20 protein-coding genes are annotated in these 20389 nt (G+C 41.8%); 17 read left to right on the top strand and 3 right to left on the bottom strand.

What is annotated here, in order from left to right:
- Window positions 1-41 precede the first annotated feature (41 nt).
- The gene (locus tag H525_RS0104200) at window positions 42-494 is read left to right on the top strand and encodes a DMT family transporter (RefSeq protein ID WP_245590396.1); all 453 of its coding nucleotides are present in this window, start codon (window positions 42-44) and stop codon (window positions 492-494) included.
- Window positions 495-845: 351 nt separating this feature from the next.
- Window positions 846-1148, top strand: a complete 303-nt coding sequence (locus tag H525_RS26960) for a prolyl oligopeptidase family serine peptidase (protein WP_155837125.1) — start codon at window positions 846-848, stop codon at window positions 1146-1148.
- A 191-nt stretch (window positions 1149-1339) separates the two neighbouring features.
- Here the strand turns inward: H525_RS26960 and H525_RS25345 are convergent, their stop codons facing one another.
- Window positions 1340-1744, bottom strand: a complete 405-nt coding sequence (locus H525_RS25345) for a hypothetical protein (protein WP_051330792.1) — start codon at window positions 1742-1744, stop codon at window positions 1340-1342.
- 26 nt (window positions 1745-1770) lie between these two features.
- The gene (locus H525_RS0104180; protein ID WP_027415159.1) at window positions 1771-1965 is read right to left on the bottom strand and encodes a helix-turn-helix transcriptional regulator; all 195 of its coding nucleotides are present in this window, start codon (window positions 1963-1965) and stop codon (window positions 1771-1773) included.
- A gap of 226 nt (window positions 1966-2191) precedes the next feature.
- Between H525_RS0104180 and H525_RS0104175 the strand changes: the two genes are divergently transcribed.
- The 4 genes from H525_RS0104175 (at window position 2192) to H525_RS0104160 (ending at window position 4300) form a co-directional block, all read left to right on the top strand.
- Window positions 2192-2746 carry a helix-turn-helix domain-containing protein gene (locus H525_RS0104175; protein WP_027415158.1) on the top strand — a complete coding sequence of 185 codons (555 nt, stop codon included), beginning with the start codon at window positions 2192-2194 and terminating at the stop codon, window positions 2744-2746.
- A gap of 89 nt (window positions 2747-2835) precedes the next feature.
- Window positions 2836-3570, top strand: coding sequence for an AzlC family ABC transporter permease (locus H525_RS0104170; protein ID WP_027415157.1), 735 nt, complete (start codon window positions 2836-2838; stop codon window positions 3568-3570).
- Window positions 3561-3887 carry an AzlD domain-containing protein gene (locus H525_RS0104165; protein WP_027415156.1) on the top strand — a complete coding sequence of 109 codons (327 nt, stop codon included), beginning with the start codon at window positions 3561-3563 and terminating at the stop codon, window positions 3885-3887. The genes H525_RS0104170 and H525_RS0104165 overlap by 10 nt, the downstream gene beginning before the upstream one ends.
- A gap of 95 nt (window positions 3888-3982) precedes the next feature.
- A complete protein-coding gene (locus H525_RS0104160; protein WP_027415155.1) occupies window positions 3983-4300 on the top strand; it encodes a hypothetical protein in 318 nt (105 codons plus the stop codon).
- Window positions 4301-4368: 68 nt separating this feature from the next.
- On the opposite strand, the gene H525_RS0104155 is transcribed toward H525_RS0104160, so the two are convergent.
- On the bottom strand, window positions 4369-5289 hold the full coding sequence (locus H525_RS0104155; RefSeq protein WP_027415154.1) for a multicopper oxidase family protein: 921 nt from the start codon (window positions 5287-5289) through the stop codon (window positions 4369-4371).
- 221 nt (window positions 5290-5510) lie between these two features.
- Between H525_RS0104155 and H525_RS0104150 the strand changes: the two genes are divergently transcribed.
- From H525_RS0104150 to H525_RS22765, 11 genes are all read left to right on the top strand, one after another.
- Window positions 5511-7112, top strand: a complete 1602-nt coding sequence (locus tag H525_RS0104150; RefSeq protein ID WP_027415153.1) for a multicopper oxidase family protein — start codon at window positions 5511-5513, stop codon at window positions 7110-7112.
- Window positions 7113-7166: 54 nt separating this feature from the next.
- The gene (locus H525_RS22775; protein ID WP_035099888.1) at window positions 7167-7352 is read left to right on the top strand and encodes a DUF2933 domain-containing protein; all 186 of its coding nucleotides are present in this window, start codon (window positions 7167-7169) and stop codon (window positions 7350-7352) included.
- A gap of 219 nt (window positions 7353-7571) precedes the next feature.
- A complete protein-coding gene (locus tag H525_RS22770; protein WP_245590398.1) occupies window positions 7572-8570 on the top strand; it encodes an ABC transporter substrate binding protein in 999 nt (332 codons plus the stop codon).
- Window positions 8567-10756, top strand: a complete 2190-nt coding sequence (locus tag H525_RS0104135) for a PAS domain-containing sensor histidine kinase (RefSeq protein WP_027415152.1) — start codon at window positions 8567-8569, stop codon at window positions 10754-10756. Before H525_RS22770 ends, H525_RS0104135 begins: the two co-directional genes overlap by 4 nt.
- Window positions 10746-12140: a sigma-54-dependent transcriptional regulator gene (locus H525_RS0104130; RefSeq protein WP_027415151.1), complete on the top strand. Its 1395-nt coding sequence runs from the start codon at window positions 10746-10748 to the stop codon at window positions 12138-12140. Before H525_RS0104135 ends, H525_RS0104130 begins: the two co-directional genes overlap by 11 nt.
- 229 nt (window positions 12141-12369) lie before the next feature.
- A complete protein-coding gene (gene tatA / locus H525_RS0104125) occupies window positions 12370-12570 on the top strand; it encodes a twin-arginine translocase TatA/TatE family subunit (protein WP_027415150.1) in 201 nt (66 codons plus the stop codon).
- Window positions 12571-12597: 27 nt separating this feature from the next.
- Window positions 12598-13500 (top strand): 4Fe-4S dicluster domain-containing protein, encoded by a 903-nt coding sequence (locus H525_RS0104120; protein WP_027415149.1) that lies wholly within the window; start codon window positions 12598-12600, stop codon window positions 13498-13500.
- A 92-nt stretch (window positions 13501-13592) separates the two neighbouring features.
- A complete protein-coding gene (gene nrfD, locus H525_RS0104115) occupies window positions 13593-14819 on the top strand; it encodes an NrfD/PsrC family molybdoenzyme membrane anchor subunit (protein WP_425387646.1) in 1227 nt (408 codons plus the stop codon).
- Window positions 14812-17934, top strand: a complete 3123-nt coding sequence (locus tag H525_RS0104110; protein WP_027415147.1) for a molybdopterin-dependent oxidoreductase — start codon at window positions 14812-14814, stop codon at window positions 17932-17934. Before nrfD ends, H525_RS0104110 begins: the two co-directional genes overlap by 8 nt.
- 343 nt (window positions 17935-18277) lie before the next feature.
- A complete protein-coding gene (locus H525_RS0104105; protein ID WP_342664268.1) occupies window positions 18278-18877 on the top strand; it encodes a class I SAM-dependent methyltransferase in 600 nt (199 codons plus the stop codon).
- A gap of 183 nt (window positions 18878-19060) precedes the next feature.
- A complete protein-coding gene (locus H525_RS22765) occupies window positions 19061-19957 on the top strand; it encodes a polysaccharide deacetylase family protein (RefSeq protein ID WP_081413217.1) in 897 nt (298 codons plus the stop codon).
- Window positions 19958-20389 lie beyond the last annotated feature (432 nt).

The following is a 20389-nucleotide window of genomic DNA, read 5'->3' as shown; positions in this document are numbered from 1 at the left end:
ACATTCGATAAATAAAGGGGAGAGGAAAGGGGTTATCACGCATGATGAAATTTTTATTCACTCTATTAACGGTAGTTTCCGGTGTTGGGTTAAGCGTTCAAGCTGCGATAAACGGCAGATTAGGCCGAGCCATTGGAACGATAGAAGCCGCTTTCGTATCTTTTTTTGTGGGAACTATTGCCCTGTTAATTGCTGTACTTTTCTTTGGTAAAGGAAATGTGATTGAATTGTTTACCGTTCCTAAATGGAAGCTGCTCGGTGGGTTGATTGGCGCTACATATATTGCCGTTTTAGCTATGGTTGTGCCGAAAATAGGGGTAGGCGCCTCGGTTGTGTCCGTTATTTGCGGTCAAATTATAATGAGTATGTTGATTGACCACTTTGGATGGTTTAATGGTCCGAAGATCCCGTTCAACACGTACAGATTTATCGGATTACTGTTTCTTATCGTCGCTCTTATCCTCATTTCGCGTGGGAGTATCAAATCGGGGTAAATTTTTTTGCCTAACGTGCGAGAAAGGTGGCCTCTTGTTTTCTGCTCAAAGGGATTTGGTAAAACAGAGTAAGCCATTTTTTAACCTGGAGGGTTTATTATGGATATTTTAGATATTAAGAAACAAATGAAAGAATACAAAAAAGTGATGAAACTATTCATAAGGAATACGGCAGGGGAATTATCCGCAATATAGAGAAAGATCTAGTAGAGGTTGACTTTAACGGTGAGCGGAAAACGATGCATTTGGAAGTGCTCATCACGAATGATCTGATTGAAAAAGCATAATGTTCATATAGCATATTAATAGAATAGAGAGCTGTCGATGGTTCGCTGCGTCAGATGTAGAATAGTGCTTGATTATATTTTCCATTCATTAACGGAATACCACCCTCTGATGAAATACAACTTTGTTTCTGGAGACATATTTATTGTTCATGGAACAGACGACGATGATATCCCGGTAGATTATTGTTTTCTTTACCAGCGTATTTTCTGGCAGAGGTCCGATGGTCAGTGTGATAAGGAAGTGATTTCTGACGCCGACCATATCTTTTCATCCCACCAGAGCCAACAGCAGCTGTTTTCGCTGACTTGTAACTGGCTCGATGAACGGAGTCGGAGACAGGAGAATTGGAGCAATTGGATCATTTAAGCAAAGGGGCTTGACCCCGACCATGCAATTCAACGAGCGGTAGTTTCATATAGAGGCTGTCCCAAACGTCGAAGTAACGAACGGGAACAGCCTCTCTTTTTGATCAATTTATTTTGCTTTTTGTTCTCCGGGATAGTGTTGTAGTATCAAAAAAAACTGTTAAATAATTAACACGCTTATCCGAATACCCGTTATTTGTAGCGCCTCGAAAGGAAAAACTCTACTGTAGGTAAAAGAACAAGGGAAATGCACAAGGCAAAAAATAAAGTCATGTTTCCTAAATCATCTTTTCTAACAAAGACAAGTCTATCCATGATCCATAGGATAAAAAGAATGACGATTAAAAGAAAATAACTAATTTTGGCACTCTGATAATTGATCCGTCTCCCCATTTCATCCATTTCAGCCTTCCGATCCATTCCCCACGTAATAAATCTCATAAAGAACATTAGTAGGGTAGCGATACTAATTAGATCACTGGTGGTTACCGGTTTTCCGCTGATAACGTTCATGATGGCAGAACCCACCATGTAGAGTAAAACGATTCCCAAACCTAAAGAAATATAGAATTTAGAACCTAGACGCTTTTGTGTCATGTATACTCCTCCTTTATCAAGTATTTTCACTTTCTATAAATAAACAGTTCATCTATGGGTACACATAAAATCGATGCAATTTGAAAGGCCAAGGCTAGGCTAGGATCATACTTGTTATTTTCTATAGCGTTAATCGTTTGACGAGATACATCACAAGCATTGGCAAGTTCCTCTTGAGACATCTTTTTTTCTTTACGTAAGGATTTAATCCGATTTTCCATAATACCCCTCTGACATTTTAAATGTAAAACATGTTTTACATTTAAAATGTATCATGTTAACTGTCTCGATGTCAAATATGTTTTACATTTCAGTCGATAAATTCCCCGTGAGGATTTCTTATTCTCCCGCTCATAGACATCCGCTATGAAACAATGTATCATGTATTTTATAATATACATATGGATAGTATAACGTACAATGATCCGAATGTTTCCGGAGGATGATATGCATCGAATCAATCTTAATATCGGTAAGAACTTAAATCGAATACGCAAAGAGAGAAATCTTAGTTTAGATAAAGTTGCAGAAATCACAGGGGTAAGCAAAGCGATGTTAGGGCAAATTGAACGGGGCGAGTCGAACCCAACCGTAACGACTCTTTGGAAGATTGCAAATGGACTGCATGTATCCTTCTCCTCCCTAATTGAAGAAGAAGCCCCATCTATCACCGTTATTTCCGCAGACAACATTGCTCCCATTTTAGAGAACGATGGGAAATATCGCGTATATCCTTTTTTTCCATTCGAACCGAAAAAGCAGTTTGAAATTTTCTCTATTGTTCTTGAACCGGGGTGCAGCCATGAATCAGAGGCGCATCATGCAGGTGTAGAAGAATATATCATGGTTTGTGAGGGTACGTTAGAGGTCTTAATAGAATATGAAACCTATGTAGTTAAGCAGGACAGTGCCATTCATTTTCAAGCAGGCAGACCCCATATCTATCGAAATTCAAACACGGATACGGTTAAATGTTTCCTTGTTATTCATTATCCAAATTAATGACGCCCATTTTATGAAAGGTCACGTACTGAGATATTGGACAATTTTAAACCAAAAAATAAGAAAAAGAGAAAGATGGGGAGGATAAAATGGCGCAAGAGAACATTCAGATTGAAACACACGTCGCTGTAATAGAAGAAGAAAGTTTCTTACAAGGGGTGAAGGATTGTGTTCCTACGTTATTGGGTTATTTAAGTATTGGATTTGCCGCTGGTGTTGTTGAGAAGACCGCGGGGCTAAGCATAGCGGAAATCGCCCTTATCAGTATTCTTCTCTATGCCGGTTCAGCTCAATTTATTGCTGCTGGAATGATTGCGGCAACCAGCCCGGTTCCGGCTATTATTTTTACGATTTTTTTTGTTAATCTTCGTCATTTTTTGCTTAGTGCAGCTCTATCTCCCTATTTCCGGCATCTTTCTCCACTGAAAAATATGTTTGTAGGCTGCCTGCTAACAGATGAGACATTTGGTGTTGCAATAAATAAGGTAACAAACAAGAAAGCTGCCAGTGAGAAATGGATGTTTGGTCTAAATATAACGGCATACTTAAACTGGATCGCAGCAAATATTGCAGGGGCCTATTTAGGACAATGGATTAAAAATCCTAAAGCATTTGGCCTCGATTTCGCTTTACCAGCCATGTTTATTGGACTCCTGGTTCTTCAGATGGCAAGCCGGAAAAAGATTGTAGTAGATATAGTTGTTGGGGTAAGCGCTGTAATCATTGTTGTGACAACGAGCTTGGTTGCATCTGGGAGTGTAGGAGTCATTGTAGCTACCATTTTAGGTTCAACGATAGGAATGGTGATGGAAAAATGGAGATAAGATGGTATATCCTCTTTGTTATTGTAGGTTCGTCTATTGTAACGTTCATCCCAAGAGTTCTTCCTCTTATGGTTTTCAGCCGTATAGAATTACCTGATTGGGGGATGCGCTGGCTGAAACATGTTCCAATTGCTGTTATGGCCGCTTTGGTAGGGCAAGAGTTGTTAATGTCGGGTGGGAAATCTTCAGCTTTTCAAAATAATATTGAATTGGTAGCGGCATTACCAACTTTTGCAGTCGCTATCATAACACGCAGCCTGTTGGGAACGGTGGTGACGGGAATTCTTTCCATGATGGTTTTGCGGTTTATATTTTAATTTTGTCATCATTTGTCCATATAAACATCAAGGATTCTTCATACCTTTCAACGATGATAAAAGTGTAAGAAAGATTAAGAAAGGAGAAGAAAGTTATGTTAAAACAAAAACTATTTTATATCGTACCCTCTTTGATTGCCGGTGTTGTGATTGGCGGGCTGACTCTTCCGAACGTTTTCGCTTCAAACGCTTCTACTCCCACAGTGCAAAGCAGCAGCCATATGGGATATGATATGAGCCAAATGACCGGGCAGAACATGAATCAGATGATGAATCAAGCGACCGGGCAGGATATGGCACAGATGATGAAGCAAATAATGAATGGTCCACAGGGAAAAGAAATGATTCAAAGCTGCAAAAAGGTTATGGATGAGGTAAACAAAGAATCAAACAGCGCTCCTGCTAAAAAGTAATGGAAGGAGAAGACAAAAAGCTGCTATCGGCATTCTGAACCCCAATCTGTTAGATTGGGGTTTTAAATTTAAACGTATCGAACAGTAGTAAACATTCCACCCATTTTTGTTTTATGTTCATTCGTGATATGGTGAGGTTTATGACAGTGAAATGCCCATATACCTGGATTATTCGCTAAAAACTCAATATCATATGTTTCTCCGGGCGCGACATTAATGGTTGTTTTATGATAAGGCACTGGTAGAGGGGACCCATCTGTAGCAGTAACATTAAACACATGACCGTGTAGGTGCATAGGATGAGAATTCATGCTTAGATTACCTATTCTAAATCGAATTCTTTCCTCATATCTCACATGCATTGTTTGGGTATCAGGAAAAGCCTTGCCGTTTATGGTGAAGTAATTAAAGTCCATGCTCATTGGATCAATAGAATAAATCTTTTCTGATGCTTGTTCTCTGTTATTTTTGGACATCATATCTTGCATCGTGGTTCCCGTCTGAACGCTCCATTCCTGCAGTAAAAGCACATATTCCCGATCTACCATGCTTTCGTGATGAGGTAAAGAAATTAGCATTCCTGCTAAGCCCATCATCTCTTGTTTCGCATCATTAGCATGTGCGTGATACATAAAAGTCCCAGTTTGTTGGATAATGAAATCGTATACATAATACTCTCCAGGTCCAACTGATACACCTGAACCAATTTCGGGAACTCCGTCAACATTGTTACGCACAATAAGTCCGTGCCAGTGAATACTTGTCGATTCAGGTAACTTGTTATATAAAACGATTTGAATTCTTTCTCCCTCATATACAACCAGAACAGGTCCTGGAGTAGTACCGTTAAATCCCCATGCATGTATCGTGATATCCCTTACCAATTGTTGGTTTACCTGTTCGGCGGTTATATAGAATCGTCGGCCTCCTTCAATAATTTCTGACGAAGCAAAATAAGAATTAGGAGCAAAAATTTTTGGTGTATGCATATCGCTACCTCCACTTTTTTACCCTTATGTTATTCATTATTTAACCAGGGGTTCACTATAAAGATATTTGGTCAAAACCGCCGAATAAAAAATGTAGGTACACGTGTATTTTTAGCAAAATTGTGTCTTTTACTAACCTTCAATGTTTCTTCACAACCTTTTGCTATAAAAGAAATAGAGCATGATAAATAGAGAATTGTTAAAGAAAGGATGAGGGGAAAGTGAAGAAAAAAAGCCTACTGGTAGCTTCCGTTTTCGCAGGTAGTTTATTCTTAGCGGCATGTGGAACGAAAGCCGAATCCGTACCTGCCAAAGCTTCGAATGATAAACCGGCAGCAACAGAGTCCGCAAAATCATTAGCAAGTATTAAAGATGAAGGAAATAAGGTTGTTGTAAACCTGGTGGCCAAAGAAACCCAGCAGGAGTTGGCAAAAGGTGTGAAGATGACTGTTTGGACGTATGGTGGTACAGTACCAGGCAAGGAGATTCGTGTCAAACAGGGCCAGGAAGTTGTTGTTCATTTAAAAAATGAATTGCAGAAAAATGTCACAATCCACTGGCATGGATACCCTGTACCTACACAAATGGATGGTGTTCCCGGACTCTCACAAAACTCAATTAAACCGGGACAATCTTTCACTTATGATTTCAAAGCAACAATTCCTGGAACGTACTGGTACCATTCCCACGTCGATAGTGTGAACCAGATTGACAAAGGGTTGTATGGAGCCTTTATCGTAGAAAAGAAAGATGAACCGAAAGTAAGTAAAGACTATACAGTCATGCTAGATGAATGGGAAACAGGCACTGCAAAGAACGACCAATCTATGAGTGGCATGGACCATTCTCAAATGCAGAATATGTCTCATGACAATATGGGAAACATGTCAAACGGTAACATGCAGGGCATGTCCAATGACAGCATGCAGAACATGTCACAGAAACAAATGGGAAGCATGATGAATATGGACCATATGGCTTCCTATAATTTGTTTACTGTTAACGGAAAATCAGGTTCGTTAATTGAACCCCTACAGGTAAAAACAGGCGATAAAGTCAGACTGCGCTTTATTAACGCCGGCTATCAACTTCGTCTCATGGATTTTGGAAATATCGCCTACAAAGTGGTTGCTACAGACGGGCAGGATATACAACAACCCGGAGAAGTAAAAAACAAATTATTGCCAGTTGCTCCCGGTGAACGATATGATGTTGAATTTACAGTACCTTCAACCGGCTTTGTCATCTCGGATCGAACACAGCGGCCGGCTGCGAAAGATATAAAAATTTTGATTAAGAATCAAGACAGTAACCAGGTTGTTCAAAGTGATAAAGTGAATTCCCAGTTATTCGATATTACCACTTACGGAAAAGGACAAATATCAATCCCTAAAAAATTCAACGATGAATATAAAATGGTATTTCAGGATGTGATGGATCAAAGTTCGGATATGGGGATGAAGTATACCATTAACGGCAAGTCTTTTCCAAATACTGAACCGTTAAATGTAAAGAAAAATGATTGGGTAAAAGTAACATTTGAAAACAAAGGGCAGGCAAATCACCCGATGCACTTACACGGTCACTCGTTTATTGTTCTTTCTAAAAACGGTGTTCCGTTAAAAGGTTCTCCGATCATCAAAGATACACTAAATGTGAAACCAAATGAAACATATGAAATAGCCTTTAAGGCTGATAACCCGGGCGATTGGATGTTCCACTGTCACGACCTGCACCATGCAAGTACAGGGATGGCTACGGTAGTCCACTACGACGGATATAAAACGCCGGCCGGAGTGGATAAAGCGGGGATTAAAGAATAATCAAATAACCTATCTGGGATGGATTGACTATTTGGGGATGGGGGAGGGATTGTTATGTCAGTCAAACGTCTCGTGATCCTTTTAGTGATAGCAGGTGTGATCGTAAGTATCGCTCTTGGGAAATGGACACTGCTTCTATACGCAGGATTTCTGCTTTGTCCGCTGATGCATATTTTCGGGCACAACCATTCAGGTCATAATCACAGCAGTGATGGTAACAACTTAAATCACCATCATTAAAGCGATCGGATAATAAAATCGAATTTCTCACTTTATGTAAGCGGGTTTTATACCCGCTTATTTATATTTGCTCTTCCTAGTTGCGGGGACTACACCTGCTTATATTCGTGAACTGTCGTTAACTATGATAGAGAGAGGATATTTCGAGCGATGAACAATTCATTGCTCTTTTTTTGGCTTGTTCTGTATTATGGAGGAGGGGGGGCTGGGCATGTGGAGATGATTACCCGCTATAAGGGAGCGTTCATAGCTTGTTTAGCATTTATTTGTATTCTAGGTTTCTTTCTTTTTTTTAATCAATCTTCTAAGGAGAAGGTGTATAAAGTCGGCATTATTATCGCGAATGAAGGGCGTTTTGATAAAGTAACCGGCTTTATGTCGGGTATGGAAGAGCTTGGCTGGCACGAAGGAGAGAATATTCAATACGTAATGGCTGATCTTAAAAAGGCCGATTCAAATAAGGAGCAGGAGCTCGTTGGGAATTTAATAAAGCAAAAGCCGGATCTTATTGTGACGACTGGAGCAAGAGAAACAGAAATGGTCCGGGGACAAAGCCGGAACATTCCGATTGTATTCATAGGTATCGCATCACCTGCTGAATGGGGAATGATGCAGGATGTGCATACGGGAGAAGTTACGGGAATTGATAACGGACAGCTAAAATTGATTGGAAAACGGATGGAAGTGCTTATCCATATTATTTCTCACCCCAAAACATTGCTCGTCATTGGCGATACTAAAGCTCTGCTTACTGAGACTGCAATCCAAAAGGCATCAGCCTCAGCTTCACGTCTCGGATTAAATATTGAAATCAAAAAGGTTTCATCCAATGAAGAACTTCGCGATTTGCTCATGCATATACAACCGGGTCAATACAGCGCATTGCTTCCGCTTCCTGGCTATTTGCTTGAAGACGCAATTACGAGAAGCTTACCCATCTTAAAAGAAAAAAGATTGTTTGTGATGGGTTCTTATCCCGAACAGGTACAGCATGGACTGTTTGCCGCCTACGGGATATCGTTTGTGGAGCAGGGGAGACAGGCAGCCTCCCTCACGGCGCGAATGTTGAGTGGGCACCATGATACAGTTGTTAGAGTAGAAACGCCTAATCAAATTAAACTGTCTGTTAACCAGGCGGCGATACATGAAATAGGCCTTGTATTAAATGAACAACAGCGGACGTTTGTTTATGGTTCGTCCGGAGAGGAACAGAAATGATAAAGCGCATGCTGAATCGATTTGTCCGTATACGAACGAAAATTCTAATCTTTGGTTTGCTGATGTCAATTGTGCCTTTTTTTCTGTTAGGAACGGTAAATATCTACATTAGCAAGCAAAAGCTAACAGATTCGATTAATACAACGAATAAGCTATTTGTCGAAGATGGTGTAAATCAACTAGAGACGATTGTCTCTCATACGTTTCAGACAATGAATGTACTGCGTGATTCGATGGCATCCTATAGTCCGACTGGGGATGAGGAGGATGAGTACTATTTATTTAGCTCTTTTTTGAAAAACATTCCGTATGCGGAAAATGTAACGAGGTATGATGAAAGGGGGAAAGAACGATTTAAAGTCGATCGCTGGTCTTTGGTGACTTCTCAGGATTTAGGGATAATAAAGAACAATGAGCTTCTAGCCAATACGCGTCTTGGAAAAACCTACATTAGTCCTGTAATGATGAACAAGAATGGAAAAATGGTGGTAAGCCTGGCTATTCCAAGATACGGGGCTTCTGGGAGAACGGGGGGCATTCTTGTAGAGATTAATCTGGGACAGTTATTTGATGTACTGATCAGCCGTGCCCGGCATAATGCTTCTTCACTGTATGTAATGGATCAAAATGGGAAACCAATCGTCCAATCAGGCTTTTCTTCTGTCATAGATAGCAGTGGGGTTTATGAACAGTTTCGTACGATTCCGTTGAATGCCGCGCAGCCTGTTTATCAAATGTATAACACGAAGGAAGGCCAGCCTGTTATCGGGTATGTGCAGCGTGTGCCAAGTACCGATTGGCTTATTGTTCTTGAGCAGCCCGTTGATGTGGCGTTTGCTTCTTTTAAACAGCTGCAGGCGAATCTTCTTCTTTTCACTTTATTGATAGCGTTGCTTGTTTTCATCATCAGTATTGTATTTGCCCATATTTTCAGCCGGCCAATTGAAAAAATCGAACGGGGAATTCAGCGTATTACCAATGGAGATCTCGCTACCCGGATTGAAGTAAAGGCCAATGATGAAATCGGCAGTCTGGCAAACTCTATGAATGAAATGGCGGAAAAATTGAAAGAGCGTACAGAAGAAGTAATTGAGGAAAAAAAGAGGCTTGATTTAGTTGTGAGTGGAATGGGAATGGGTCTTGTATTAATAGATGAAAACTTCCATGTAAGCTGGACAAACGGGAAAATGGAAGAATGGTATGGGGAAAAGTATGGTTATATAGGTGATTTATGCGCAGATGCAGAGAGAGAAAATTGTGATGTATGCAAAGAATGCTCAGTCATAGTCCGGCAGATGGCGACCGGTGATGAACGTGAAAGAATAAGCAGCAGGACAGATAAAAACGGGGATAAACGCTTTTATCGTCACCAGATTTTTAAGATATCTCCGGAAAAGGAGCGCTCACCGTATTTGGAAGTTATTGAGGATGTCACAGAAAAACGAAAAATGGAAATGACCATGGTTCAGGCTGATAAGCTTGCCGCCATTGGACTGCTGGCTTCCGGCATTGCCCATGAAATAAACAATCCGCTGGGTATCCTTTCGATTTATGCGGAAGATTTAAAAGATCGTACGCAGGAGGAAAATCTGGTTGATCTGGCAGCAGACGGTGAGATTGAGAGATACCTCGATACAATGTCCGAACAGGTGATGCGATGTAAAAATATTACGTCCCAGATTTTAAACTTTTCCCGGCAGTCGTCATCAAACAGCGAATCGGTTGATATTCATCAGACCATTGATAATACACTGGTATTGCTGCAGCATGAAGTGAAAAAAGAACAGGTGAATGTAAATAAACAATTTGAGGCAGACTCACCGATTGTTCACGTTCCGGGAGGGGAAATCCAGCAAGTGCTGCTTAATTTATTAAAAAATGCGGTAGATGCAGTTAACGGAAACGGAACCATCTGGATTCAAACACGCAATCTGTCCGATGATGAAATCGTTGTGGAAGTTAAAGATAATGGCACCGGGATTGCCGCAGCGGATTTACCGCGAATCTTTGACCCTTTCTTTACAACAAAACCACCGGGAAAAGGGACAGGGCTGGGCTTGTCGATTTGCTACGGAATTGTAAAGCGTTTCGGTGGAAGCATTCAACTTAGCAGCCAGCCGGGATCCGGAACGACTGTAGAAATCAGACTGCCGAAAAGTAATGGAGGAGAAGCGCATGCATTCTGAGAGAAACATCCTTATAGTCGATGATGAACCGAAATTTCGCCAATTGCTTTCATCCCGCCTTACGCGAAAAGGGTACCGTGTTGAAGAAGCCGGCAATGGCCTTGAAGCACTGGAATGCCTGAATCGCCAAACAATCGATCTCATTCTGCTTGATTTAAAAATGCCCGATATGGACGGCATGGCTTTTCTTGAAATTTATAAGCAAAAGCCTTTTTCAGCGGAAGTGATTGTGCTAACCGGACACGGCACAATAGAGACGGCAATCGAGGCGATGAAATACGGAGCTTTTGATTATATAACCAAGCCGTATAATTTGAAGGATTTGGAAATCATCATACAGAATGCATTTAACAAAGCAGAGTCGCCGGAGACGGAGGACCATTCAAACATGGAAGAAGCGCCTATTCAAGAGGAACGTACAAGTGTCATTGCCGAAAGCGCGGTTATGAAAGAGCTTATTTTGGCAGCAGAACGAGTCGCGAGAACCGATTCTCCTATTCTTTTAACCGGGGAGAGCGGAACCGGTAAAGATTTAATGGCCCGCTATATTTTTGAAAACAGCACGCGGAAAAATCAGCCGTTTATCCCGATAAATATGGGTGCGATTGCTGAAATGATGCTGGAGAGCGAGCTGTTCGGCCATGAGAAAGGCGCTTTTACCGGAGCGGTTTCGCAAAAAAAGGGGCTTGTAGAGCTTGCAGATACAGGAACGCTTTTCATGGATGAAATCGGGGATATGCCTTATCCTCTTCAGGTTAAATTGCTGCGATTTCTTGAGTCCGGTGAATTCCGCCGTGTAGGCAGCAATACACTGCGGCGGGTAAATGTTAGAATTATTGCTGCTACCAATGTTAATATCGAACAAAAGGTAGTGGACGGAGAATTTCGTGCGGATTTGTACTATCGGCTAAATGTTGTAGATCTAACCATTCCGCCGCTGCGGGAGCGCAGACAGGACATCTTGCCGCTGGCTCATTTCTTCCTGCAAAAATTAACGCGTCATATGGGTCCGAAAGTTTTAGCGGAGGAAACAAAGCAGGCTCTTATGGTTTATCAATATCCCGGCAATGTACGGGAGCTTGCCCATATTATTGAAAGGGCGATTATTTTATCTCCGGGAACCACGATTCATGTAAAGGATTTATTTCTGGGGAAAGTAAGGTGGGATGTTAGCAGTCAGGCACCGGAGATAGTACAGGTCAGAGAAATAAGATTGGATGAAAGCGGCCAGGAATCTTCCTACTCTCTTAAAGAAATGGAGAAGCATCATATTGAACGTGTGCTGCATATGGTGAACTGGAATAAGACACGGGCAGCGGAGCAATTAGGCATTAGTGTGAGAAATTTATACCGAAAAATTGAAGAATATGAATTAAAACAATAAGGATTAAAAAAGAGAGGATGGCAGACAAACCACCCTCTCTTTTTTATGCCATTTTGTCAAAGGTTTTTATTTATATTTTGTCCTACTCTGCCAAAAAGTCAGATACAGGCAGATCTAAGAAAATGAAAGCATGCCTTTCTTTATTGATCTGATGACCTATTCACTAAACTTGGCACGGTTATTGCTAGGGATATATATGTGAAAAAAAACACAAAGGAAGTGTAGAGAAATGCTGCAGAATATTGGTGTTCCAGGTCTCATTATGATTTTAATCATTGCGTTAATTGTCTTTGGACCAAGCAAGCTTCCACAGGTTGGAAGAGCTTTCGGACAGACGTTAAAAGAGTTTAAAAAAGGGACACGTGAGTTGATGGAGGATACTCCTGAACTTAAAGAGATTAGCGAAGAAGCGAAAAAATTAACCAAATAGACGAGATGTATAAAGAGGTGAAACTTCATGAAAATCGATAATGTATGGAACCAGCTTATTAACGCGACTCTTCCGGATGCGCGTGAAATTTTAGATAAAGTGGACTTTGGCACGAACCTGGGGATTTTAATGGCAAAAGACGCCCAAAAGGTATCAAAAGGATTAATGACGAGTGCACACTATCATGAATTATACAAAGACCATGTCAAAAAAGAGTTTGGAGTTGAATTTACACAGCTTGCGGAAGAAGAAAAAAGACGCAACCAGGAACAAGATCGTAAGAACAATGCTTTTGGAGGCAAGAAATGGGCGATGGTGATTGACCTTGCCAAGTGCGTAGGCTGTGATACGTGTACCGTTTCATGCAAGGCTGAGAATCGGACGCCGCCGGGTGTCTCTTATAACGTAGTGATTGAAGAAACAACAGGAACGTTTCCAAATGTGAAAAACATAAATATTCCACGGCCATGCATGCAGTGTGACAAGCCTCCCTGTGTTCAGGTTTGTCCTGTCCGTGCTTCCTATAAGCTTGATAACGGCATTGTAGCTATCGATGGTGACCGATGCATTGGCTGCCGGTACTGCCAAGTGGCCTGCCCGTATGGTGCGCGCTCTTATGATTTTGGTTTGAGCTACGAACAGGAAATGATGGGCTATGACGAGGTTCAGGGAGCCGATTATGGGAAAAATCGCGGACCTCGTAAAAAAGGGGACGTTCCGATTGATACTGTCCGCAAATGCACGTTCTGCATGCATCGCCTGGAGCGTGGGGAAGAACCGGCATGTGTGGAAACCTGTATCGGGGATGCACGTTATTTTGGAGATTTAAATGACCCGAACAGTGTCGTTTCCAAGCTTGCGGCCAGCCCGCGTGCTTTCCGTTTAAAAGAAGAAATGGGAACAGAACCGCGTGTAATTTATTTGCGTTAACGGCGTGTTATCTCGGAAGAGGGAGTGAGAAATAGATGAAACTGCATGGTTTGGAACAAAACTCGGGGATGTCCCCGCTTCGAGCCCAAAGGATGGAAAAAATCTGGTGGACCGCCTTACTCATTGTATTTGCTGTTGGTATCGTATCAATTATTAAAGGATATTTTCTGGAAGGTATGACGTCTACGAATCTGACCAATGTTGTCCCATGGGGAGCCTGGGTAGCGTTCTATATTTACTTCATTGGAATGAGCGCAGGGTCTTTCCTTCTATCAACGTTAATCTATGGATTCGGAATGCACCAGTATGAGCGAATTGGCAGATCGGCACTTCTTTCAGCGATTGTGTGCATGATTACAGCGATTGCGTTTATTTCTCTGGATATTGGCCGCATTGACCATGTATTTAACGCCATTATTTACTGGAATGTAACAAGTACAATGGCCTGGGAAATTCATTTCTATATTTTATACATTCTGCTGCTTGTAACTGAACTTTATTTTTCCATGCGTTCGGATCTCGTAAAAGGTTCAATCAGTCCGGGTAAATTGGCGAAGTTCTACCGTCTCTTAACCTTTGGCTACAAAGATATTTCTGAAGGGGCGCTGTTCAAAGATAGAAAACGGTTGCAGGTACTTGGTATTCTAGGTATTCCATTGGCTGTATTCGGGGTTCACGGAGGAACAGGCTCGATCTTCGCTGTAGTAAAAGCCCGTCCGTTTCTTAACACAGGCATTTTCCCGATCGTCTTTATCCTTTCTGCTCTTGTATCGGGAACGGCGCTTTCTATCGCTATTTATGTGATAAAAAATAAAGCCGTGAAGCGCAAAAACGATGAAAAAATGGTTCATTCGCTTGGTTCTCTGCTCTCCATGTTTCTTGCGATTGAATTAGCGCTTGAATGGTACGAATTTTTAATTGGCTGGTACGGGTTAAAAAGCGAAGAGATGGACACTGTCCATGTACTTGCCGGCAGCTCTCACTGGTGGACATTCTGGATTTTCCAGATGGGGCTTGCCATGATTTTTCCGCTCGCCATTCTCTTTTACAAAAAGACAAGGCAATCTGTTTCCTGGATATTGGCTGCCTCTGTTATGACAATTATAGGCGTAGTGGGTGTGCGCTTCGATATGGTTCTTCCTATTTTTATCGTGCCTGTATTAAATGGACTTCCGGCCGGTGAATATTTCCCGACAATATCAGAATGGGTGACAAGTTTTGGATTGATTGCTATGTGCTTAATCTTATATACGCTGGGTGAAAAAATTCTTCCGATAGACCAGTATGATACGGAAGATGGGGGTATGCATCATGAGTGAAAAAAATATGTCACGGCGTGATTTTATTAAAAAAGCTTCAGCTCTTGTCGGAATTGGCCTTGTCGTTCCTTCTTTTTTCGGTCCTTTCCGCCAGTTAATGACGGATACGTGGGAAGATACGCCGCATGGAATTGGCGGTGATGACCAGGAATATGACGCAACAAATGTAATCCACACCGTATGCCAGCAGTGTAATTCCAGCTGTACAGTCCGTGCGCTAATGGTACCAGGCGATCCGAATGCGCCATATAGCTCCATTGTTCGTAAAATGGCGGGAAATTCGTACAGTCCGCTCAATACGATTCCATATGGGCAGCAGTCTTATCTTACTTCTCCCTCTAAAGTCATCACAGGGCTCACTACGGCGCAAATGGCAGTAGAAGGGCGCGGTTTCCGCGGAGGACGCACCTGCCTGAAAGGACAGGCAGGTATTCAAACCGCATATGATCAGTATCGAATCAGGACTCCGCTTCGCAGAGTGGGCTCGCGGGGCAGCGGCCGCTGGGAAAGCATAACATGGGAACAGGTTTTTAAGGATATTATTGAAGGAAATAAAGAGCTGGGAACCCCTGGCTTACAATCCATTTGGGCATACGTGCCAAAGGAGACGGTAATGGCTGACTGGAAAAAGGTACAGGATAAGCAAATGGAGTTTGCTGAATTTGATAAAAAGTACCGGGATGTGCTCATTGATACGCACCATCCTGATGCGGGTCCAAAGGCGAATCAGATTGTAGGTTTTGGCGGAGATCGCAGAGATTTTGCGACACGTTTTTTTAACAGCCAGGCAGGTACCGTAAACTTTTTTGACCATAGTTCTGTTTGCGGGGCTTCATCCGGTGTAGGGAATGCTCAGTCCTATGAAGTGGTTGGCAAAAAGGTTAAAAAACGTCTTGCATCTGATATTGAAAATACTGAATTTCTGATTGTGTGGGGTACCGACCCGCTGGTTTCCAGTAAGTCTCCGACGTATCTTGCGCCTAAAATTACGAATGCGCTCGCCCGTGGCATGAAGATGGCGGTAATTGAACCGCGCATGAGTAAAACATCAGAAAAGGCGACAATGTGGATTCCGATTGAACCAGGGCAGGATGCTGCGCTTGCACTCGGTATGGCCAGGTGGATCATTGAAAACAAGCGATATGACGAGAAATATCTTCGTCTGCCAAATATGAACGCAGCCAAACAGGCAAAAGAGCCGACATGGAGCGATGCGACGTACCTTGTGAATTTAGATGCACCGGGCAAACCGCTCTTAACAGTGAAAGATGCGGGGTTAGGAGACGAGGAAGCACCGGTCGTCATGGTTAGCGGTACGGCCCAGCCGTCTGAGAAAGCAATGGTCGGTGATCTGGAATTCGAAGGAATGGTCGCAGGTAAGCATGTGCAAACCGTGTTCACGATGTTTAAAAAGCGTGTAATGGGAAAAACGCTGGAGCAGTATTCGCAGCTATCCACAGTTCCCGTAAAACAAATTGCAGAGCTTGCCGGAGAATTCACTTCGCACGGAAAAAAAGCAAGCATTATGGCATACCGTGGGCCGGCTATGCATGCAAACGGATTTCAAGCGGTGCGTGCCATTAATATGCTTAACCACTTGATTGGCAATGCTGATTGGAAAGGCGGCTCGTTAACGGGAGGAGCTGCGTATAAAGAATTTGACGGCCGTTACAATTTGCAATCCGTGCCGAAAGCGAATAAAGCGTGGGGCATTCCGATTGATCGAAACAAATCGGTATACGAAAAGAGCAGCTATTTCAAAAAGGATGGTTATCCTGCCAAACGCCGTTGGTATCCTGCTGCCGGTGCCGCTTCGTATGATGTACTGCCGAGTGCCGCAGAAGGCTATCCTTATCCGATTAAAGCGATGTTTATCAGCCGGGTCTCTCCTGTGCTATCTTTCCCGAATGGAAAACTTCAGGAAAGCCTGTTAAAGGACCAAAAGGTCGTTCCGCTTCTTGTTGTATCTGACATTGTCATGGGTGAGACCGCGGCAGTCGCAGATTATGTGCTTCCGGATTTATCCTACCTGGAACGCTTTGGCCGGGAAGGGCTTTTTGAGAATCTGCCGTGGAAGGTAAGCACAGTCGGACAACCGGTAACACGCGTTGTCCCGGATGCTAAATCTATCGATGATGTGTATATTGAAATTGCCAAACGAATGAATTGGCCTGGTGTGGGCGATAAAGCATTTGTGGGCGGCGGTTCCCTGCATCGAGCGGAAGATTTCTATCTGAAGCGCATTGCCAATATTGCATTTGACGGAAAGCCCGTTCCCGATGCTTCCCGGGAAGAGATGACTCTTTTTGAAAAGGCAAGAAAAAATGCGCTTGGCAAATACTTTGTTATTGATGAATGGAAAAAAGCAGTCAAGCCGGAAGAATGGCGCAAAGTGGTATTCGTGATGAATCGCGGCGGCCGATTTGAAGCTTCTGATAAGGCATATACCGGTGATTATCTTACACATCAATGGGGGCACCAGGTTAAGTTTTATGCAAATAAGGTAGCCGGCATGAAAAATTCAGCGAACGGGGAGTTCTTTGATGGGCTTCCGGACGTTACAGCACCTGTAGACTATAAGGGAGTCCCGATGAAGGAAACATTTCCGCTTAAGATGATTAACTGGAAATCCCGTAACCTGGGAACGCACCGAAATATGTCCAATGCCTGGCTCCGTGAAATACGCAATGAAAACTACCTCTGGATGAATTCGCGTGATGCTGTGCGAAGAGGGCTAAAAACAGGTGACAGGATAACGATTCAAGCGCCTAACTACAAAGTAGAAGGGGAAGTGCTCGTGACAGAAATGATTAAACCGGGTACTGTTGGGGCGGCCTTCAACTATGGACACACCCAGTATGGCGCAAGCTCGTATATAATTAATGGTAAAATCACACGTCCGCCACAGCCGTATCAATGGACGCCTTTTGATTTAAATAAGCCGCAGCATGAAGAGCTCGGATTTGCCAAAGGAAGAGGGGAAGGCTTCTCTGTTAACAACCTGCTGGCTCTTGATCCTTCTATTTCAAATGCGTGCTATGCTGATATCATCGGTGGCTCCCCGGCTCAATTTGATTTATATGTGGATGTCAAAAAATCAGGGAGTACTTTGTAAAAAGAGAATACTGGAATGTAGCAAAAAGCCCCTTTGTTTCCGCAAAAGGGGCTTTTTAAGTGGAAAGTAATAAGTAAAATAATTAGGAGATACTGCTGCTTTTCATAATGCTCCCGAATAGCTTTTCTTTGGATTTGGAAACATAGGAAAAAAGAGGAGCCATTCTTTATGAAAAAGACATTAGGTGTTATCCTTACTCTTTGTCTCATCTTAAAATGACGGTATATGAAAAAGATGTTTCATGACCCTTCCCAGTACGGAAAGGAGAGTTCTAGGCTTGTTACCTTCTTGGCTGCAGTAATGGCAGAAAAAATATATCGGGAAAAATGAATGTGGAGTGAAAATGATGGGAAAATGGTTTCCTCGACTTTACGATACACTAATGGAGCCGTTAGAACGTAGAGGCCTACGGGACATTCGAAAAAATCTCATACGTAAAGCGTCCGGGAAGGTGTTGGAAATTGGATCAGGAACAGGATTTAACTTTCCTTATTATGAACAAGCCGAAAAGGTTGTCGCAATTGAACCGGAGCCTTTAATGAGAGAACAGTCTTTAGAGAAAGCAAAAACTGTTCGAATCCCTATTGAAGTTATTTTAGCCGGAGCGGAGGCTCTTCCTTTTCCGGATAATACGTTTGATACTGTCGTAGGTACGCTAGTTCTATGTACAATCCCAAATCCTTCAAAAGCATTAGCGGAAATCCGGCGGGTCTGCAAATCAGATGGAACTGTACTGTTTTTTGAACATGTAAGATTGAGTGATCCATTCCTGGGTCGACTGCAGGACTGGTTAACCCCGATATGGAAGCAATTGTGTGATGGCTGCCATTTAAACCGCGATAGTCTTGAACAAGTGAAAAGGGCCGGATTTAAAGTAATTCGTATTGAACAATATTTTAAAAATATTTTTATCGTAATCGAAGCAGCCAATAAAAAAATTTAAAGCAAGTGATAGCAAAAATAAACTGTAGCTACCTTCTAAAGAGGGTAGCTTTTTTTATTCAGACGTTTTGACTCAGTAAATCAATTAAAAAATCTATATATAACGATCTTTAATCAATTTCTTATCAATCCTTAATTTTAATTTGTTAGTATGACGCACATGGGAAAAGTCGCAAGTTAAGAAATGGAGATAGACAAAATGAAAAAAATAGGGCTTTTATTTGCTGCTCTACTAATTGTAGGTATACTTTCTGCTTGTAGTAAATTGGTTCAGGCTGTAACTAAAGAAAATGAAAAATCCGAGACTCAATCTGTTTCCTATAAAACACCCTTTATTCCAATTCATCCTTATGAGAAAAGCAATATTGATTCATCAGTTCCCGGTGTTCCTGTTCTTATGTATCATCACATATTAAGAACCAGTGAAAATAAAAAATTTCGAAACAATGCGGCCGTAATTACACCTGAAGCATTTGCTGCACAAATGAAAATCCTGCATGATAATGGCTATCAAACGATAAATCTTAATACACTTGAACAATATGTGAATAGAAAGATTAAGCTACCCAAAAAAACAGTGGTTTTAACATTCGATGATGGCTACTTATCGGATTTTATTTACGCATCTCCGGTACTCAGACGCTACCACTTTAAAGCAGCCATGTTTTTAATGACAGGATCCATGAAAAAAAATCCGGAAAAGTTTAATCCAGATATTTTAAACCATGTAAGTTGGTCTGAATTACCTAAGAATAGTGACGTATTTACCTATGAAGCCCATGCCCATCACTTCCACCGCCTACTTGGTAAGGAAAGTTTTATGGTCGCACAACCGCTAGCAGCTGTTAAAAACGATATTCACACCGTAAAGCAATTGACTCATTCTCTTTATTTTGCTTATCCGTACGGACAATATAACCTAAATACCATTAATATTTTAAAAGAAGAAGGCTTCCATTTAGCCTTTACTACCCGAGCAGGCAGAGTATATCCGGGCAGCCCCAAGTTTGAACTTAACCGCTATGCTGTTTATCCGTATACAAGCCTCAAAGAATTTAAAAAAATCGTAGGAATTAATTAAAATAGGATCCTTGTGGAAATAAAGAAGGGCACGATGCAACCATATTGAATCGTGCCCTTCTTTTATATTATTCCAAAGTTATTGACATTCTTAAATGAAGTAATAAAAGGTATAAATTTTTCTGCAACCAGTAACTATTTAAATCTATGGAACGGTAGTAAACATGCCTCCCGTTTTAGTTTGATGTTCATTAGTTATATGGTGTGTTAGATAAACATTAAGGGGAGGAAAAGACCTGATTTATTATATCTTCACCAATTCCACAAAAATATTAGGTAAACTAGTAAATAAGATTACTTTATAAAGGAGCAAAACAAAGGGATGTGTGGATTTATTACGTTCATAACAAAAATGAAATTACTGTATCACCAGAGAAAATAAAAGAATGACATAAATCATTGCTCATAGGGGCCCGATGATGAAGGGTATTAC

The organism is Aneurinibacillus terranovensis DSM 18919 (genome assembly GCF_000430625.1).
Classification (GTDB): Bacteria; Bacillota; Bacilli; order Aneurinibacillales; family Aneurinibacillaceae; genus Aneurinibacillus_B; species Aneurinibacillus_B terranovensis.
Note: the sequence above shows the minus strand (reverse complement) of the source record. Positions and strands in the feature narration are given on the sequence as shown.

Coding starts and splice junctions, on each gene's coding strand:
- H525_RS0104200 (WP_245590396.1), top strand. CDS start 42: ATGATGAAATTTTTATTCACTCTATTAACGGTAGTTTCCGGTGTTGGG.
- H525_RS25345 (WP_051330792.1), bottom strand. CDS start 1,744: ATGACACAAAAGCGTCTAGGTTCTAAATTCTATATTTCTTTAGGTTTG.
- H525_RS0104180 (WP_027415159.1), bottom strand. CDS start 1,965: ATGGAAAATCGGATTAAATCCTTACGTAAAGAAAAAAAGATGTCTCAA.
- H525_RS0104175 (WP_027415158.1), top strand. CDS start 2,192: ATGCATCGAATCAATCTTAATATCGGTAAGAACTTAAATCGAATACGC.
- H525_RS0104170 (WP_027415157.1), top strand. CDS start 2,836: ATGGCGCAAGAGAACATTCAGATTGAAACACACGTCGCTGTAATAGAA.
- H525_RS0104165 (WP_027415156.1), top strand. CDS start 3,561: ATGGAGATAAGATGGTATATCCTCTTTGTTATTGTAGGTTCGTCTATT.
- H525_RS0104160 (WP_027415155.1), top strand. CDS start 3,983: ATGTTAAAACAAAAACTATTTTATATCGTACCCTCTTTGATTGCCGGT.
- H525_RS0104155 (WP_027415154.1), bottom strand. CDS start 5,289: ATGCATACACCAAAAATTTTTGCTCCTAATTCTTATTTTGCTTCGTCA.
- H525_RS22775 (WP_035099888.1), top strand. CDS start 7,167: ATGTCAGTCAAACGTCTCGTGATCCTTTTAGTGATAGCAGGTGTGATC.
- H525_RS22770 (WP_245590398.1), top strand. CDS start 7,572: ATGATTACCCGCTATAAGGGAGCGTTCATAGCTTGTTTAGCATTTATT.
- H525_RS0104135 (WP_027415152.1), top strand. CDS start 8,567: ATGATAAAGCGCATGCTGAATCGATTTGTCCGTATACGAACGAAAATT.
- H525_RS0104130 (WP_027415151.1), top strand. CDS start 10,746: ATGCATTCTGAGAGAAACATCCTTATAGTCGATGATGAACCGAAATTT.
- tatA (WP_027415150.1), top strand. CDS start 12,370: ATGCTGCAGAATATTGGTGTTCCAGGTCTCATTATGATTTTAATCATT.
- H525_RS0104120 (WP_027415149.1), top strand. CDS start 12,598: ATGAAAATCGATAATGTATGGAACCAGCTTATTAACGCGACTCTTCCG.
- nrfD (WP_425387646.1), top strand. CDS start 13,593: ATGGAAAAAATCTGGTGGACCGCCTTACTCATTGTATTTGCTGTTGGT.
- H525_RS0104110 (WP_027415147.1), top strand. CDS start 14,812: ATGAGTGAAAAAAATATGTCACGGCGTGATTTTATTAAAAAAGCTTCA.
- H525_RS0104105 (WP_342664268.1), top strand. CDS start 18,278: ATGATGGGAAAATGGTTTCCTCGACTTTACGATACACTAATGGAGCCG.
- H525_RS22765 (WP_081413217.1), top strand. CDS start 19,061: ATGGAGATAGACAAAATGAAAAAAATAGGGCTTTTATTTGCTGCTCTA.